The sequence below is a fragment of the Amycolatopsis sp. cmx-11-12 genome (assembly GCF_046269425.1).
Lineage (GTDB): Bacteria > Actinomycetota > Actinomycetes > Mycobacteriales > Pseudonocardiaceae > Amycolatopsis.
Map to the genome: position 1 here is coordinate 34830 of NZ_JADNQM010000026.1, position 16896 is coordinate 51725.

Annotated in this window: 17 protein-coding genes; 5 read left to right on the forward strand and 12 right to left on the reverse strand. The window is 66.6% G+C overall.

All coding sequences use genetic code 11. The features are described 5' to 3' along the window. Position 1 precedes the first annotated feature (1 nt). The 4 genes from ACLARN_RS29785 to ACLARN_RS29800 are packed head-to-tail and all read right to left on the reverse strand — an operon-like array spanning position 2 to position 3807. The gene (locus ACLARN_RS29785; RefSeq protein WP_409494787.1) at positions 2 to 1420 is read right to left on the reverse strand and encodes a phenylacetate--CoA ligase family protein; all 1419 of its coding nucleotides are present in this window, start codon (positions 1418 to 1420) and stop codon (positions 2 to 4) included. 15 nt (positions 1421 to 1435) lie between these two features. Next, positions 1436 to 1780: a Dabb family protein gene (locus ACLARN_RS29790; protein WP_409494788.1), complete on the reverse strand. Its 345-nt coding sequence runs from the start codon at positions 1778 to 1780 to the stop codon at positions 1436 to 1438. Next, a complete protein-coding gene (locus ACLARN_RS29795; RefSeq protein WP_409494789.1) occupies positions 1777 to 2898 on the reverse strand; it encodes a chorismate mutase in 1122 nt (373 codons plus the stop codon). The genes ACLARN_RS29790 and ACLARN_RS29795 overlap by 4 nt, the downstream gene beginning before the upstream one ends. A 27-nt stretch (positions 2899 to 2925) precedes the next feature. Next, positions 2926 to 3807, reverse strand: a complete 882-nt coding sequence (locus tag ACLARN_RS29800) for a phenylalanine 4-monooxygenase (protein ID WP_409494790.1) — start codon at positions 3805 to 3807, stop codon at positions 2926 to 2928. Positions 3808 to 4033: 226 nt separating this feature from the next. On the opposite strand from ACLARN_RS29800, the gene ACLARN_RS29805 reads away from it, so the two are divergent. Beyond that, entirely contained in the window at positions 4034 to 4657 is a 624-nt protein-coding gene (locus tag ACLARN_RS29805; protein ID WP_409494791.1) for a LysE family translocator, read from the forward strand. On the opposite strand, the gene ACLARN_RS29810 is transcribed toward ACLARN_RS29805, so the two are convergent. Then, a complete protein-coding gene (locus tag ACLARN_RS29810) occupies positions 4644 to 5324 on the reverse strand; it encodes a hypothetical protein (RefSeq protein ID WP_409494792.1) in 681 nt (226 codons plus the stop codon). The two genes, ACLARN_RS29805 and ACLARN_RS29810, sit on opposite strands and share 14 nt — an antisense overlap. A 788-nt stretch (positions 5325 to 6112) precedes the next feature. Further along, positions 6113 to 6385 (reverse strand): ArsR/SmtB family transcription factor, encoded by a 273-nt coding sequence (locus ACLARN_RS29815; protein ID WP_409494793.1) that lies wholly within the window; start codon positions 6383 to 6385, stop codon positions 6113 to 6115. Positions 6386 to 6625: 240 nt separating this feature from the next. Between ACLARN_RS29815 and ACLARN_RS29820 the strand changes: the two genes are divergently transcribed. Then, a complete protein-coding gene (locus ACLARN_RS29820; RefSeq protein ID WP_409494885.1) occupies positions 6626 to 7276 on the forward strand; it encodes a dihydrofolate reductase family protein in 651 nt (216 codons plus the stop codon). A 216-nt stretch (positions 7277 to 7492) separates the two neighbouring features. On the opposite strand, the gene ACLARN_RS29825 is transcribed toward ACLARN_RS29820, so the two are convergent. Further along, on the reverse strand, positions 7493 to 7795 hold the full coding sequence (locus tag ACLARN_RS29825; protein ID WP_409494794.1) for a hypothetical protein: 303 nt from the start codon (positions 7793 to 7795) through the stop codon (positions 7493 to 7495). Between the two features lie 264 nt (positions 7796 to 8059). On the opposite strand from ACLARN_RS29825, the gene ACLARN_RS29830 reads away from it, so the two are divergent. Beyond that, the gene (locus ACLARN_RS29830; protein ID WP_409494795.1) at positions 8060 to 9217 is read left to right on the forward strand and encodes an epoxide hydrolase family protein; all 1158 of its coding nucleotides are present in this window, start codon (positions 8060 to 8062) and stop codon (positions 9215 to 9217) included. Positions 9218 to 9305: 88 nt separating this feature from the next. On the opposite strand, the gene ACLARN_RS29835 is transcribed toward ACLARN_RS29830, so the two are convergent. Beyond that, the gene (locus ACLARN_RS29835) at positions 9306 to 9674 is read right to left on the reverse strand and encodes a nuclear transport factor 2 family protein (RefSeq protein ID WP_409494796.1); all 369 of its coding nucleotides are present in this window, start codon (positions 9672 to 9674) and stop codon (positions 9306 to 9308) included. Positions 9675 to 9723: 49 nt separating this feature from the next. After that, entirely contained in the window at positions 9724 to 11184 is a 1461-nt protein-coding gene (locus ACLARN_RS29840; protein ID WP_409494797.1) for an MFS transporter, read from the reverse strand. 90 nt (positions 11185 to 11274) lie between these two features. Between ACLARN_RS29840 and ACLARN_RS29845 the strand changes: the two genes are divergently transcribed. Further along, complete coding sequence (locus ACLARN_RS29845) at positions 11275 to 11952, forward strand: winged helix-turn-helix transcriptional regulator (protein ID WP_409494798.1); 678 nt, start codon at positions 11275 to 11277, stop codon at positions 11950 to 11952. 282 nt (positions 11953 to 12234) lie between these two features. Then, positions 12235 to 13815: a fibronectin type III domain-containing protein gene (locus ACLARN_RS29850; RefSeq protein ID WP_409494799.1), complete on the forward strand. Its 1581-nt coding sequence runs from the start codon at positions 12235 to 12237 to the stop codon at positions 13813 to 13815. A gap of 122 nt (positions 13816 to 13937) precedes the next feature. On the opposite strand, the gene ACLARN_RS29855 is transcribed toward ACLARN_RS29850, so the two are convergent. From ACLARN_RS29855 to ACLARN_RS29865, 3 genes are all read right to left on the reverse strand, one after another. After that, positions 13938 to 14243 (reverse strand): hypothetical protein, encoded by a 306-nt coding sequence (locus ACLARN_RS29855; protein ID WP_409494800.1) that lies wholly within the window; start codon positions 14241 to 14243, stop codon positions 13938 to 13940. Between the two features lie 114 nt (positions 14244 to 14357). Further along, positions 14358 to 15125, reverse strand: coding sequence for an NAD(P)H-dependent oxidoreductase (locus ACLARN_RS29860; RefSeq protein WP_409494801.1), 768 nt, complete (start codon positions 15123 to 15125; stop codon positions 14358 to 14360). Further along, the gene (locus tag ACLARN_RS29865) at positions 15122 to 16519 is read right to left on the reverse strand and encodes an FAD-dependent oxidoreductase (RefSeq protein WP_409494802.1); all 1398 of its coding nucleotides are present in this window, start codon (positions 16517 to 16519) and stop codon (positions 15122 to 15124) included. Before ACLARN_RS29865 ends, ACLARN_RS29860 begins: the two co-directional genes overlap by 4 nt. Between the last annotated feature and the right edge of the window lie 377 nt (positions 16520 to 16896).

A 16896-nucleotide genomic window follows, 5' to 3' on the forward strand; every position in this document is an offset into this window, starting at 1 on the left:
GTCAGGTCCTCGCGGACGCGAGGGACGCCGCGGCGGCCGTCTCCCCGTCGGTGTCCGCGCCGGAGCGGTTGTCCACCACGCGGGCGGCCTTCCAGCTCACCATCGCGCCCGTGCCGGTGATGCTGCCGAACCGGTCGTGACCCACGCTCACCTCGACACCCAGCACGTCCCGGCAGTGGTCGGCGATCGCCGGATCGACGCGCGGCGGCTCGTCCGCGGCAGCCTCCAGGCGCAGCGACAGCCGGTCCGCGCCGGACTCGTCGCAGTCGAGCACCACCTGGTAGTCCAGGTAACCTCGCACGTGGCCGAGCAGCAGGTTCTCCAGGTCGTAGCCACTGATCCGCCGCCCGCCGATGACCAGTTCGTCCCGCGTGCGGCCCAGCACCTCCAGCCGGTCGGACGGCAGCGTCGCACCGGCGTCGCCGCGCGTGAGGCGCACCAAGTCGCCCGTGCGGTAACGCACCAGTGGCTTCGCGCCCTGGTACAGCGAGGTGACGACGAGCTCCCCGAGGGTCACGTCCCCGGTAGCGGCGGCAGGCTCTCCCGTGGCCGGATCGATGACCTCGTAGTGGTTGATTAGCGGTGCCGTGTACAGCCCGCCGTCCTCACCCGCCGCACCCAGCACCGACGCCTCCTGTGAGGCGTACAGCGCGTTGTACGCCCGTGCGCCCCACAGCTCGCCTATGTTGGCCAGCAATTCCGGCGACGCCAGCTCGCCGGTCAGCATCAGGACCCGCACCCGCAGATCCCGGCGCGGGTCGAGTCCGGCCGCGTGCAGCCGCTTCGCCAGCGACAACGCCATGCCCGGTGTGCAGAACAGCCCCGTGATCCCCAGGTCGCGCAACACCGCGACGGCCCGGTCGAAACCGACCATCGGCGAATGCGGCCACATCTTCGCCACGGCAAGGCCCAGATTCCGGCATACATCGCCGAACGTGTCGCCGAACGCGTGCAATTCGGTCGGCCCGGACACGCCGATCACCTGATCGTCGCCGTACCGCCGGAAGATCGTGTCGTAGTGGACGGTCAGCGCCGTGTTGTTGGCCAGACTGTCCACGTTGTCACGCGGACACGGCGTCGACGCCCCGGTGGTGCCTGTCGTCTCGTAGAAGATCCACGCCTTGGACAACGGCCGGGACAGGATGTCGTGCTGGGCCGCGCGCAGGTCGTCTTTCGTCGTGAACGGCACCGCGTGCCACGCCGCACCGGCCGACGACGTGATGTCCTCGGTACGCACGTCGGCCAACTGCCTGCCGTAGAAAGGCGAATTCGCTCGCACATAGTCCACAGTGGACTTGAGCTCAGTGACCCGGTGCGCCTCCAGCCTGGCTGCGTCCCACCGTCCGGCGACGAAGTCGCGGTGGTCGTCACGCAACCGCCGGGCGACCTCGGCCAGTTCCTCGTTGAAGATCGTGAACATGCCTCTCCCTCGTGATCAGCGCACGGCGGCAGCGTCGTTGACGTCGTGGGCCACGACCGTCGCGTCCCGCTCGACGACGTCCGCGATCACCCAGTCGCTGATCTCCCGCCAGACCGCGATGGCGTCCTGGTGGAACGGGTGCGTCATGTACCGGTCCAGCGCGGCCTCGTCCTCCACCAGCCCGATCACCACGAAGTCGTAGGCGACCGGCCGGTCCGAGAAGTTCCGGCCCGCGTACCAGTAGCGCAGGTCGGGCACCTCGTCACCGACCCGGCGCGCCATGGACTCGGCGACGGGCACGCGCGGATCGTCCCGAGTCACGCCGTCCTTGAGCTTGAACAGCACGATGTGCCGAATCATGCGGCTCCTCCGAAGAAGGTGATGTCGGCGCCCTCGGGCACGGCTCCGTGCCGCGCCGCGAGTTTCGCGAAGTGCCGGATGCCCGCGAGATGCCGTTCGCCCAGGGTGTGGTCGAGGGTCGCGAGGTAGCGCGACATTTCCTCGCGGGTGAACAAACCGCTGCCAGCCAACGATTCCGCCACCGCGTCAAGCTGACGGACGCCTTGGCGCGCGGCCTCCAGCAGCGTGGCGTGGGCGGCGGACACGTCCGCCGGACGGCGCGCGGCTGTGGAACGGCGAACCGCCCACACCGCGAACACCATCGGCAAGCCCGTCCAGTCCCGCCACAGCGTGCCAAGGTCGTGCACGCGCAGTCCCGGACGCGGATGCAGCGTCTCGACCAGCGCCGCGTCGCCGATCAGCACCGCGGCGTCGGCACCGCGCAGCATGTCCGCCAGTACGGGCGGCTCCACGCGGTACTCGGCGGTCACCCCGACCGATTCGGTGAGCAGGATCGTCGCGAGCAGCGCCGCCGTGCGGCTGGTCGAGCCGAGCGCGACGCGCCCGCCCTCCAGGTCCGCGAGCGGTCCGCGGGTGAAGAGCTGACACGACAGCACCTCACCGTCACTGCCGATCGCCAGATCCGGCAGCGCCAGCAGCCGGTCGTGGTTGCGCAGGTACTCGACGAGGCTGATCGGCGCGACGTCCACCTCACCCGCCAGCAGCGCCGCCGCCATCGCCTCCGGCGAACCGGTCTCCAGCGGCCGGTCCCCGAGCCCCCAGCGCACCGCGCCGCAGTTGGCGAACGTGAACGCTCCCAGCCGCAACGGCCGGGTGTCCGGTTCCTTCGCCCGCTCGAGGGCGGCCTGATCGCGCTCCGCGCCGAGCCTGCCCCGGCAGATCTCCAGCACCGTCGAGCCCAGCGCCGATCCGGCGGTGCCGAACGCGGTGCGGTAGCGGCGGAAGATCTCCAGTTCCCGCGCGGTGTCCGTGCGCACGCCGCCGGTCGCGATCCGGTCCCGCTGGATCCCGGCCGAGATCCGCTTGCGCTCGGCGATCAGCGCGATGAGCTTCGCGTCGAGATCGTCTATTCGGCTGCGCGCCGGTGTCACCGGCGCGTGGTCCTGCTGTGTGGTCATATCCGAACCCCAGTCAAGGTAGAGCGGTCAGAACGACACCCCGATGCGATCGGGGGCCTCGTCGTCCACGGTCAGCAGGAAATCGGCGAAGAAGTCGTGCACGTGGTCGATGGACCGTGCCGCGAACAGCACCTCCTGATAGGCGGTGATGTCGTACTCGGTGGTCACCATCCCGGTCACGTCCAGCGGGCGGATGTCGGCCTTGCGGAAGTTCTCCAGCTCCCCGAACGAGGACAGCAGGCCGGCGCCGTACGCGCGGTGGCGGCCGTTCTGCTCGACCACGCCGTACTCCAGCGTGAACCAGAAGACCCGCGAGATCAGCTCGATCGTGCGCGGGCTCTCGACCCGCCGCACCGCCTCACCGGCCAACCGGTAAAGCTCGGCGACCTTGGCGTTGCCCAGTGCGGGCGAGTGGCCGATCAATTCGTGCACCACATCCGCCTCTGGTGAGAAGAACGGCTGCGAATGGTGCCGGATGAACTGCGCGGCATAGAACTTCTCGTCGGCGAGCACTCCGTAGAACTGCTCGATCGGCACGAACCCGACCGCGGGTGTCAGCGAATACCCGGTCAGGCGGCGCAACCTGTCGTTGACCTCTTCCAACTGCGGGACGTGGTCGGTGGGCAGGTCGAGCGCGGCGGCCCATTCCACCACGTCGGACGCCGCGTACTCCGTGTGCCGCTCGGCGAGCGAACGCTGGATGGTGCGCCACGTCTCGTTGTCGTGCTCGTGATAATCGATATCCGGAGCGGGCGTGCCGAGAACGTGTTCCGCACCGAGGAAGGCGATGCGGTTGCGCCGGTCCGTGTATTCCTCGTCGCCGTGGGCCGGGTGGCCGGCCGGGAACGCGTAACGCGGGTATCCCGACTCGTCATAGGTCATCGGCGCGTACAGGGCGGGATCATCCATTTTTCACAACCCGGTGGTTTCACTCGGGGGAACCCGGACACACGAGCCTGCCGGAATTCGCGGTGCGGGGTTCCCGGAAATCGAGGACTCGGCAAACGTATGCGCCGCTTACATTTATCGTCAACGCCGCCCGGTGCGAATCACCGGGGTGGCGCACTTGGGAAAGTTTCCCAAGTTTCCCAACCGCCGCCGGACGCGCCCGCGCGGGTTAGGCTATCGTTGACGCATGTTCACGACGATTGCGGCATTCGCCGGCGTGGCATTGCTGGCGACTTTGATTCCCGGTCCGGACACGGCGGTGGTCATCAAGAACTCGATGGGGCGCGGCCGCCGGGCGGCGTTGGCCACCGCCGCCGGATGCAGTACCGGCCAGGTCGGCTGGGGTATCGCGTCGATCGCCGGAATAGCCGCACTGCTCGCGACCTCGGTCATCGCGTTCACCGTGCTGAAATGGATCGGCGCGATCTACCTGTGCTATATCGGCGTCCGCTCCTTGATCAGCGCGCTGCGTTCGGGGCAGACCCAGGCCGAGCAGGACGTCGCCGCTCCCGCGAGCGTCGCCTCGTCCTACCGCGACGGCCTGTTCACCAACGCGCTCAATCCGAAAACGGCTTTGTTCATGTCCGCGCTGCTGCCGCAGTTCACCGGCCCCGGCGAACCGTGGTGGACGCCGGGGGTGCTGGTCGCGGTGACGGCCGTCGTCAGCTTCTCCTGCATGGCCGCGTACGCGTTGGTGTTCGCCAAGCTCGGCGACGTGCTGCGGCGGCCCGCCGTGCGGCGCACGGTCGACGGGGCGATGGGTGGCGTGCTGGTGAGCTTCGGTGTGGGCCTGGCGTTCAGCCAGGCATGAGGAGCGTCCAGCGGTAGAGGTGCCGGGGGCGGCCGGTTTTGCCGTACTCCACGGTCATCACGGCCTCGCCCTGGTCGACCAACTGGTTGAGGTAGCGCCGGGTCGCGACCGCCGACAGGTGACACAGGGCGCCGACCTCGGACGCCGACAGCGGCACGTGCCGCTCCCGTAACACCTTCGCGACCAGGTCCAACGTCGTGCCAACGGCCTTTCTGCCGACGGCGCGGGTCACGGGGCCGGGCAGTACGTCCGCCTCGCGCGGGGCCTTGGACTCGGCCAGGTGCCACCGATACAGCCAGCTCTCCAGCAGGACGCGCAACGCGTGCGGCTCGACCGGCGCGACCAGGCAGGCGAACACGCCGAGCCGGACCGCGTCGAGTACGACGTCCGCGCGGGGCCGGTCCACGACCATCAGGACGTCGCACTGATGTCGGCCGCGCATCCGTTTCAGCGCTTGGAGCGCCTCCACGCCGTCGGAGTCGCAATGCATGATCGCCAGGTCCGGGCTCAGGGCGTCGACCACGCCGGACACCCCGTCACCGGGGAGCACCGCGCCGGCGACCTCCAAGCCGCCGACCGACTGGACGCCGTCCAGACTCGCCGCGAGGTCGTCGGGGCCGCCCACGACGAGCACCTTCGCCCGTGCGTGAACGGCGATCGGAAGCAATGACGCAGCATACGAACCCTCGGCCACTTGCCGTATCCCCCTGGACGACTGGGTAGACATTTCATCTCGTACCCGGCGGCATTTCGGACCCACCGGCCAGGCATTTCGACACTACTGGCGGCAGGTGGCCCCATCCACGGACTGGGAATCGACCGATTGAGGAAGACCAGAGGACCGGCGCAGCGAAGGCCATCACCGATCGATCGGCTTTCCGTGCCCCGCTGCCCGGAATACTCATCATTCGCACTGGTCGGGACATTCATCGGCCCGACCGAACTCCACAGACGGGTTCTCACCCGCGGCAACCACGACTCAGCTGTTCAGCGAGTACGCAGACCCCATAGCCCCAGTTGACGTTCATGCGGGAGTTCCGCCCGCGTCGACCAACTTTTCACCCGTGTTAATTCAGCTACCGATATATCCACCTTTCCCGCAGGTGCCGATATAATGGAATCAATATGCGGCCAGAAGGCGGATATTGTTGCTCGTATCCCTCCCCCGCGGTGCCGAGTCTGCCATGTCGAGTTCGCGGCGTACTGCGTCCAAACGGGTGAAAGCAAATACGTTTCCCGCTGCCCGCCGTAACTTCTTCTCAAGAAGGCGTAGGACAGGAACGCACCGCAGCTTGACAGCGCTTCTTCGCTTCTTCCCACTCGGGCCGCCATCCAGATGCGACTACCGCTGCGACAGTATCCCGGCGATACGATTTCTGGCCTCCGCGCCGTGTTTCGCCATTACGGGCCAGGCCGGGTTCGCGGGCGGGCCCGTCGAGTCGTCGAGCGGACGCGCTAGATCTGGCGGTAGTGGTCCAACCAGTCGGCGGCCTCAGCCAGCGGGGTCGCTTCGAGCCGGCAGGGCCGCCACTGGGCGTCGCGGCCGCGCACGATCAGCCCCGCGCGTTCGAGCACCTTGAGGTGTTTGGAAATCGCCTGGAGGCTGACATCGAACGGTTCGGCCAGTCCAGTGACGGTGGCCTCGCCCTCGGACAGGCGGGCCAGGATTGCCCGCCTGGTGGGATCGGCGAGGGCTCCGAAGATCAAGCTCAGCTGATCGTGTTCCATTGAACCGCCCAGTCGCTCTTCTCCACGGTTCAATACAGGGGGTGAGGAAGACGCCCCAACGCCGCTCGGGCACCGCACCTACCCGACATTGTCTGAGCCTTGGGGTGCGGGTGGCACTGGAAATTCGGAGCCGCGAAGTTCGACCCCCTCGATTAAGTCCGCACTGGAGCGGTCCCGAATGAAAGTATCCAGCATCACTTGAATAGTGTCTCTTCTCGAACCCGACCCGCATCTTTGAACGTGCCGATTTTGTGCCGACGCGATGACTTTTCCCTCGTTGGCAGGTCTGTATTCGAGACGAAGGGAGACATCGTGCGGAAAGTGATCGTGCAACAGTTCGTGTCGCTGGATGGCGTGGTCCAAGGGCCGGGAACTCCAGACGAAGACCGCGAAGGCGATTTCGAGCGAGGCGGCTGGACCGCCAAACACGCGGGTGATCTGCTCAGCGACACCTTCTTCGCGTGGACGGCCGACGACGACGCACTGTTGCTGGGGCGAAAGACCTACGACATCTTCTACGCATACTGGCCGACAACCGGAGATCACCCGATCAACAAGCGCCTGGAGGCGATGGACAAGTACGTCACTTCACGCACCGTAGATTCCGCTGCGTGGGTGAACACCACCGTTCTCAACGGTGACGCGGCCTCCGCTGTCAGAGAACTCAAAGAGGGAGCGGGGGGACCGATCTGGGTGTCCGGCTCCGGCAACCTGACCCATACGCTCATGCGGCACGGCCTGGTCGACGAATATCGGCTGCTCATCTTCCCGGTGGTCGTGGGATCCGGCAAGCGCCTCTTCGTGGACGGCGCGATCCCGGCCGACTTCGAGCTGACTTCGTCCCGCACGGTGGGCAACGTCATCATCGCCACCTACGAACGTCGCGCCTGACCCCCGCCAAGTACATGAAGGCCCCCTTCCTTGCGCCTAGCGCAAGGAAGGGGGCCTTCATGTACCTGGCGGGGGTGTCCGGTTTCGGGACGTGGCGTCGGATGAGGGGTGTGCCGCCCCAACTGGCCGCCATTGAACCGCCTGGACAACGAAAGAAACATGGTTCGCCAGCCGGAGAGACGTCTCCGTGGCCGTGTGGCCACGGAGACGTCAGAGCTAATGGGTCAGGAATTCGTACGAACCGACCAGCTCACCCGAACTGCGCTCCGGCTCCCCGACGACCCGGTCGTTGAAGTTGCGCCGAAATTCCTTGAACGCAGCGATATCAGACAAGGGATCGCCATCGCCCTCGGTCGACACGATATGCACGAAAGTAACTCCGTCGGCGAGTCGGAATGACGCGTATCGCAAACCTGCCGGCTTTTTCTCCGCCAACTCGGCGAACACCTTCGCCACCAACTGCTCGTTCTGATCCGCGGCCTCAGGCTTGGTCTGATAGCGCATTACAGCGTTACCCATAGCAACCTCCATCAGGTTGGTTCACATAAGATGCACAGGAAGGCACCCGAATCGTCCGCACACTATCGTGCGTCTCCTCGCACACTCGCCCCTTGTTCGAAAGTGCGGCGTGCCGGAGGACAATGGCACATCCGAAGATGCGTGGTACGCAGCTGGGTGAAACCGTCAGGGCACGATTCCGGTGCCTGACATTCATACGTTGTGATAGGCGGATCATGAAGGCGCCGACCCCTAAGGTTCCGATCACCTCAATCAGGAGTAGGCATGCAGCCCTTCCGCGTTGACATTCCCCAACACGACCTGGATGACTTGCACGCACGGCTCGCCAACACTCGCTGGCCGGAAGGTCTGCCTGAGGTGGGCTGGGAGCGCGGAGTCCCGACGGATTACCTGCGCGAGTTGGTCGAGTACTGGCGTACGAGCTACGACTGGCGCGCCGAAGAGGCGCGGTTGAACTCGTTCCCCCAGTACACGACGACAATCGACGGGGCGAACGTGCACTTCCTGCACGTCCGTTCGCCCGAACCCGATGCCCTACCACTGCTGATCACTCACGGCTGGCCTGGGTCGGTGGCCGAGTTCCTCCACGTCATCGGTCCGCTGACCGACCCGCGGAGCCACGGCGGCGACCCGGCCGATGCTTTCCATGTCGTCATCCCGTCGATGCCAGGTTACGGCTTTTCCGGTCCCGCGGAAGCCGGCTGGACGATTCCGCGGGTCGCGACGGCATGGGCGGAGCTCATGCGACAGCTCGGCTACGACTGGTATGTGCCGCAGGGAGCGGACTTCGGCTCCGCCGTATCGCTCGTGCTCGGCCTTGTCGACCCGGATCATGTCGCGGGGGTGCACCTCAACCTCCTGGTGACAACGCCCAGTGGCGATCCCGGCGAACTGACCGGGCTCAGCGAGGAGGATCAGGCTCGGCTGGCATGGACGGAGCGATTCCGCTCGACGCTGTCGGGGTCGATGAAGCTCCAGGCTACCCGGCCACACACCATCGCCTACAGCTTGAACGACTCGCCGGTCGGCCAGCTCGCCTGGATCGTGGAGAAATTCAAGGACTGGACAGACTCCAAAGTCGTCCCGGAGGACGCTGTCGCCCGGGATCATTTCCTGACCGACGTCATGGTCTACTGGCTGACCGGGACGGGCGGTTCGTCGGCCCAGCTGTACTACGAGACCGTCGACATGCTTCCGATCTCGGTCGCCACGGGGAGACACCAGCCGATCAAAGCGCCTCTTGGCGTCGCGGTGTTCCCGAAGGCGCTGTTCCGGCCCGTTCGCCGGTTCGCCGACCGGGACTTCCCGACGATCGTGCACTGGAAGGAGTACGACCGCGGCGGTCATTTCGCCGCCATGGAAGAGCCCGACCTGTTCGTGGACGACATACGGGAGTTCGGCCGGACGATTCGGAAGAACTGACACAAAGCAAAGCGCGGGGGGTGCCTGCCGGCACCCCCGGCCCTTTGCTTTCGTCACGATCACGTTCCTCTGGCGAGCCGATCCCGCGTTACTGGGCCGCCTGCGCCGCTTCGAACTTGCGCAGCTCGTGGGTGTCGAACACCAATTGATCCGAGACGATCTTGCCGTCCTTGATCACGAAGTGGTCGGCCGCCCGCAGGGTGCCGAACGGGCCGGTTTTCATGTCGTACATGACGATCGCGTGTTCATCGTCGCCGAAGGCCGCGATGATGTCGATGCTGAGTACCGCCTGCGCGAACTGTCCCATGGCCTCTGTGACGGCCTCGGCTCCAGCGAGCTGGACCTTCGGGCTCTCGAAAACGACATCCGCCGCGAAGTAACCGGACAGAGTGTCGATGTCCTTCCGTGCGAAGGCCTCGACGAAGGCTACGGCGATCTCGGCTGGGTTCTGGGTCATGCGTTCATTCTCCTTGTGTTTTACGGGAAACCGGGATGCCATGGAGAGGTCAGTCGCTGGCTGCCGCGGGCGCGGTAACGGACGCGTCGAGGGTGGTTTGCCGCGGCTTGCGCAGCAACAGTGTGACGACGACCAAGCCCACCACAGCGAAGATGACGGCGACAAGGAACGCGGACTGGAATCCCTCGGTCAGGGCAGCCGGTGTGTTCGGCTGCTGTCCGGACTCCGCCGCGAACCCAGCCGACCGGGCGAGGCTGACCGAGGTCAGGATCGCGATACCCAGCGAGCCACCGATCTGCCAGGAGGTATTGATCAGACCGGCGGCAAGGCCCGCGTCGCGCTCCTCCACACCACCGAAGGATGCGATCGTGCCCGCCACGAAACCGGCGCCGAGACCCGGGCCGAAGATCAACAAGCCCCAGAAGATGTCGTTCCAGTACGACCCGTCGGCGGACACCATGCTCAGCAGTACCAGGCCCACGCCGACGAACACCAGGCTGACGATGGCGATCGGGCGCGGGCCTCTTCGGTTGGCCACAGCCTCGGCGATGAAGGACGACGCCGCGGCCGTCCCCGCCATCACCGCGGTCATCAGGCCGAACTGGACGGCCGAATAGTTCAGCACCCCCTGCGCGTACGCGGTGAGAGTGAAGACCATGCCGTACGCGCAAATACCGATGGTCAGCAAGGTGAGGTTCCCGGCGAGCAGGCTCCGCGAGCGGAAGACCCGCAGCGGGATCATCGGAGTGAGAGTGCGCGACTCGATCACCACGAACACCGCGATGAGCGCGATCGCGCCGGCGAGCAGCCCCAGGGTCTGCCCGCTCGCCCAGCCCGCCTCGGGCCCTTTCACGATCGCGTAGACCGCGAGCCCCAGCGCGACCGTGATCGTTACCGCGCCGGCGACGTCGACAGTGCGGCGGCTCGACTCGTCCCGGCTCTCCGCGACGAGGACCGGGCTCAACGCGACCAGCGCGATACCGATCGGAACATTGATGAAGAAGATCCACTCCCAGCCGAACAGATCGGTCAGCGGGCCGCCGACCAGCGAGGCCGCCGTGCCGCCCAAACCACCGACGGCGCCCCAGATCGCCAGCGCCTTGTTGCGCTCGGCGGGCTTCGTGAACGTGGTCATGACCAACGACAGCGCCGCCGGGCTCATGATCGCCGCGGAGAGGCCCTGCAGCGCCCTGGCGGCGATCAGCACCCAAGGCGCCCACGCGAGCCCGCAGAGAAGGGAGGCGATCACGAAGATCAGCGAGCCGACCATGAACAGCCGCCTGCGCCCCAGCAGGTCCGCGGCCCGGCCGCACAGAAGCAGCAGACCGCCGAAAACCAGGCCGTAAGCGGTCATCACCCACTGCGCGGTGCCCGTGGTCAGTGCGAGTTCCCTCCCGATCGAGGGCATCGCCACGAACACGATGGTGCCGTCCAAGATCACCATGAAGTTCGCCGCGCAGAGCATGGCCAGCGCTTGCCAGCGGCGACGGCCTGGCTCGACCTGCGTCACAATCGTCTCCCGACTTGCTTCGATGCATCAGTGACTTGTTAAAAGCAAGCGTAGTGCACTCTGTCAAGCACCTGGCGTACGATGATGCCTATGAGCAGATTGCGAAGTTACGGACAGTATTGTGGCCTCGCTCAGGCTCTGGAGATCATCGGAGAGCGCTGGGCGCTCCTGATCGTCCGTGACCTGGTCCTGGGTCCGAAACGCTTCACCGACCTGCGGACCGGTCTGCCCAGGATCCCGACGAACGTGCTGTCCGCACGGCTCAAGGAACTCGAGGCGGCCGGCGTTGTCCACCGGCGCACCATGCCGCGCCCCTCGGCCGCGGTGGCTTACGAACTCACCGCATACGGCAGCGAGCTCGAGGAGGTAGTACTCCACCTCGGCCGCTGGGGCGCGAAGTCGCTCGGCGATCCGAAGCCGGAGGACATCGTGACCATCGACGGGGAGGTCCTCGCACTCCGCGCGACGTTCAAGGAGGACGCGGCCCGCGGCGCGAACGCGCGTCATCAGCTGCAAGTCGCCGAGGTGATCGTGCACGCGATCGTGAACGACGGAGCGCTCACCGCGGGCGACGGCCCGCTCCCGGACGCCGATCTGGTGATGCGCACCGACGCACTCGACGGCCTGAAGCTTCTGTTGAGCCGCGATATCAGTGCCACCGAAGCCATCGCGTCCGGTCTGTTCACGGTCGAAGGGTCGATCGCCGAATTCGAACGATTCGTCGATTTGTTCGGCGCCGACACTCAAGCGGCCACCGCTCCGGCCTGACCCGCGGAACGTTTTTCGCATACCCAGGCGACTCTGCCAATAATTCCTCACATAACGTGGCACGTTATGACAATTCCGAAAACATTCCTCCGTGCCCGGTGAATCACCCGTACACTACCCCTGTCCATCTTGAGGGGGAATTCCAAAACGGGAGTCGGGCGACTCTTGCCCACCCCACATCAGCCGCGCATACCGTTTCAGTCGGGGGCCTGGAACCGATGCGGCGATTCTGGCATGCCCTTTGGGAGTCGATGAAATAACAAATCATGCGAGGAGTCCTCGATGGTATTGATACGATTATGCCGACGACTGGGGTTCGTGGCGGCGTTGGTGATCGCCGGAGCACTGGTCACCGCCTCGCCGTCGACCGCCGCGGTCGCGGCTCCGGGCGTACCCATCAAGTCGCTGCCGTTCTTCATGGTGGCGGGCGTGGAGCCCGGCAACGGCAGTGGCGGGCCGGGCACCCCGGCGGTCAACGACGCGGTGAGCAAGCAGTGCAACGGCGGGATCGGGTTGCACAACCCGCAATGGTTCACCCTTCCGCCCAGCGGCGTCGGCAAGATGATCGCGGCCCCGGTGGCGGAGTCACACCCCGGCACCGGCGGAGTGCGGATCTTCAAGTCGGGAGTCGCCTGGGTCGACACGGTCACCGGCGCGGTCGCCGGCTGCGGCAGCGCGCCGGTCGACGCCGCCCCGGACCGCCCGCTGTCGCTCGTGGCCTACTTCGCCGACCCGGCGGAGATGTCGAAGTGCCTGCCGCCGGAGAGCACCTGCCACGACGCGACGGTGCGGATGTACGCCTCCCCCACCACCGGCACGGTGCCCGCGAACGACGCGCTCGCCAACGCCAAACCCGTCACGTCCCTGCCGCACACCGAGATCGTCGACACCACGTATGCGACTCCGGACGGCCCACTGCTCCTCGACTACCCGAACTGCTCGCCGACCACGGCCAAGCCACGCCAGCACACGAGCGTGTGGTGGAAATACACCCCGACCGCCACGGGTGCGGTCCCGTTGAGCGTGGAACCCTTACACATCAACCCATTCCGTCCGTTCTTCCCGCTCAACATCGCTTGGGTGGAGATGACGGCCCATGGTCCCGTGCTCGCGCCGAGGTCCGGCCCCGGTTGTGACGCGCCGGTGATCCTGCAAGCCGGGCGGACGTATCTGGCCGGGGTGAGCACGGAAGACGACGCGTTCAATGACGCGCGGCGCATCACCGGCGGCCCCATCGCGATCCGGGTCGGCGCGGTACCAACGCCGTCCGCGCCGCTCAACGTCAACGTCACCGCTGACGAGTCGGCGAAATCCACGACGATCACCTGGGACCTTCCCGCCATGGGCGGAACATCGGCCATCGCGGGCTACTCGGTCGGGCTGCTGGACCTGCGCACTGGCACCGGGCCGATCGTGACCGTCCCGGCGACGGCGAGGTCGTACACGTTCCCGGCCCTGGTGCCCTGGCACGCGAAAGCCGTCGCCGTCGCCGCGGTCAACGCCTCAGGTGTCGGACCGCCCGCGGCGCGGGGTGTATCGATCGCCGCGCCCGCACCGAGCGCCGCGCAGATCCGGACCGCCGTCGGCGGCGCGGCGGGCGGAGCCATCACCGCGACCGCACACTGGGCGCCGCCCGGCGCGGACGGCACGTCCCCGATCAGCGGGTACCGCGTGACCGCAGAGCGGCTCGACGCGAACGGCGCCGTGATCGACAGAACCGTGTCCGCGACCCAGCCCGCGTCCGCCAGGAGCCTCACCATGACCCTGCCCTACGCGGGCAAGCATCGGTTCACGGTGAACGCCATCAACGCCTCGGGCGCGGGACCCCAGTCCGTCCCGTCCAATGTCGTGACCGGGCAATAACAAAGATCCCGAGGTTGCGCCGGTTGGCGAGTCCGTAAAGGCCTCCTTGAGGGACTCTGGGTCCCTCAAGGAGGCCTTCACGGACTTCGGCGGAAGAGGAAACGCGGCCGGCCACCCGCTCGTTAGTCGCCCAAGAAACGATAAGACCCGATGAGCGTCGCCTCTTCCCGAGCGGGCGGGGCGACGGCCCGGTCACCCAGTCCTTCGACGAACTTCCCGAATGCCGGGGACTTCGCCAGCGTTTCGGAGCCCTCGTCGACAACGGCGACGTGCACAAAGTTCACGCCGTCCTCGAGCTGGAAGGTCGCATTGCGCAGCCCGCCGGGATCATCGCGATTGAGTTCCTCGAAAATCGCTTCGATCAGACGTCTGTTCTCATCGGCGGCGTCGTCACGAGTCTGATAACGGACGAACTGAGCCTTGGCCACGACTTCTCCTTCACCGGCGGAATTCGGGTCGGAAATACGCAGATAGGGAAACAGCGTCGTCGACGTTCGTCAACGACGCTGACTTTTATACCGCATCGAGCATGGTTCGCGCGATCAGCCGAGGTAGTGGACTCCCAGTCCGCCCGCATCCGCGTCGATTTCCGGACGCAGCACCAGATCGTCGTCGTAGTCGCCGTGGTTCTGGTACCGGAACGGCAACGGCGCGGTCTCCTCGATCGCCAACACGCGCTCGCGCACCAGTGCCGCGGCGGCCGGGTACTTCTCCTCGGGCATCCACCCGGCACGGTGCACCACGACCGGTGGCAGGACGGACATGCCCGCGTACCACAGCGTTCCGTGAAGCAACGGGAAAAGGATCTGGTCGATAGGCCCGTTGATGCCGCGTGGCCCGTACGACTCCGCGCCGTGTCCCGTCGTCACCACCGCGAGGGCTCGCTTGCCCTCCAGTTCGCCCTGCCCATACCGCGGCGTCGCCCCAGGGTGCGGCCGGGTGTCCATGACGAAGCCCATGGCGAACACCCGGTCGAACCAGCCCTTGAGGATGGCGGGCATTCCCTGCCACCACAACGGAAACTGCACGACCAGGGTGTCCGCCCATGCGATCTTCTCCTGCTCGGCGAGGATGTCCGGCGCCGCCGTGCCCGCGTTGTACGCGGCGACCAGCGCGTTGGGCACGACGAACCGTTCGTCCAGCCCGTCGGTGAAGTCGTCGCGGTCGACGACCGCCTTCCACTTCATCGCGTACAGGTCGGAAACCTGGACTGAGTGCCCCGCCTCGGTCAGCGCGTGGACGCCCTCCTCGCGCAGTGCGCTGTTCAGCGACCGCTGCTCGGGATGAGCGACGACCCACAGGACCTTCATGACAGTTCCTCCCGATCGTGGAGCGGAGCAAGGGGCTTGGGTGCGGCGGATCGGGACGGGCCCGGCGCCGGCCTGCCGAGACCGTGCTTCAGAACGCGCGTCACCATGGCCGGCCGCATCAGGGCTTCCGGCGGGTCCATCAAGCCCGCCACACGCATGAAGGCGTCGGTGACCTTGGCGTCCTTGGTCGCGGCGTACTGGAGACGGGCCATGTACGCGTTACCCATCCGTACCTTGAGCGTGCGGCGGCCCTCCACCTCGGGGAAGTCGAGGTCACCTCCCGCCGAGATGTCCCAGGGCACACTGATGACCTTGGCCATGTCGGACAGGTACGGTCCGGGCCGCACCGTGCCCTCCCGCAGGTGCTCGCGCAGGGTCAGCGCCTCGATGGACGCGACGCTCATACCCTGGCCGTAGACCGGATTGAAGCTGCACAGCGCGTCGCCGATGAGCAGCAGGCCGTCCGGGAACCTGGACAGTTTCTCGTAACGCCGCCGGACGCTGGCCGGGAAGCCGAAGCTGACCGGCGCGTCCAGTCCCGCGTCGTCGCGGACCGCGTCGTAGATGTCCGGCACCGGCAGCGAGCGGACGAATTCGAGGAACGCGTCCGGTTCTGTCGGGGGGTGATCACCCAGGATGCCGGTAAGCGAAAGGATGCACTTGTCCTCCCCGATCTGCCCGAAGAACGCGCCCCTCGGATGAGCGGGTGAGGCGACCGGGTTGATCGATTGCACGCCATCGAACCACTCCGGCCGCGTCCGGTAGTGCCGGGTCGTATAGGCGAGGCCGACCTTGACCTTGTCTTCACGCGGGCGCCCGTAGCCGAGTTCCTCCAGCCAGGCGGGAGTGCGCGAGCCACGCCCGGTCGCGTCCACGACGAGGTCGGCCTCCATGGCCTCCTCCTCGGCGCCCTCGGCGCGCGACCGAACCCGTGCCCCGATCACGCGGTCCCGATCCGGCGTGGCCACCAGGCCGAGAATGTCGTGCTTCTGGAGAAGCCTGACGTTCGGCAGTTCGGCGACGCGAGCGCGCAGGTAACCCTCCAGGAAGGGACGCGGCGCCGTCACCGAGATCAATCCGGTGCGCGCGGGCCGCAGTTTCCGCGCGTTGAAGAACCAGCGCATCTCGCCGAGGTCGCCGGTCGGCACGCCATGGGCGCGCAACCCGTCGGTGAAGCCGGGGAACAACTCCTCGATGATCAGCTGGCCCCGCGCGTGCAGGCCGTGCGCGTGCCGGGTATGCGGGGTCCCCTTGCGTGCCTCGTAGACGCCGGCGATCTCGTCGCGATCGACGACCACCACCTCGCGATAGAATTCGGAGAGCACCCGCGCGGCCAGCGTTCCGCCGATACTGCCGCCCAGTACGATCGCACGTTTTCTGGTCACGTTACTCACGGCGCAGACCCCCTTTCTCGTGATCAGCTCAGGCAATGCTGTCAGCGGGAGAACGGCACTGCATCTTTGAGAATGCTGCCGACATCGACAATTCCGGTGAGTATCACTATTGCGACGCGGTAGCCGAGGTTCTGGAAATGATCCTTTATTGCGGCACGACCCGAATCGGGCAACCAGCCACCGTAGCAGAGCCGAGGCTGGTCACGCACCTCTTGTCGCGCACAGGGGCAAACGCCGCTGGTAACGCGGCACACTCGAAGATGCGACGGCCCATCCACGGTGAAACCGTCATGTCACCGGGGCGGACTGACGGCAGTGAATGCGTTTGACAGGACGGCGTCAAACCCGTCCAAGCCTTCACGCGGCGAGCGTCCTAC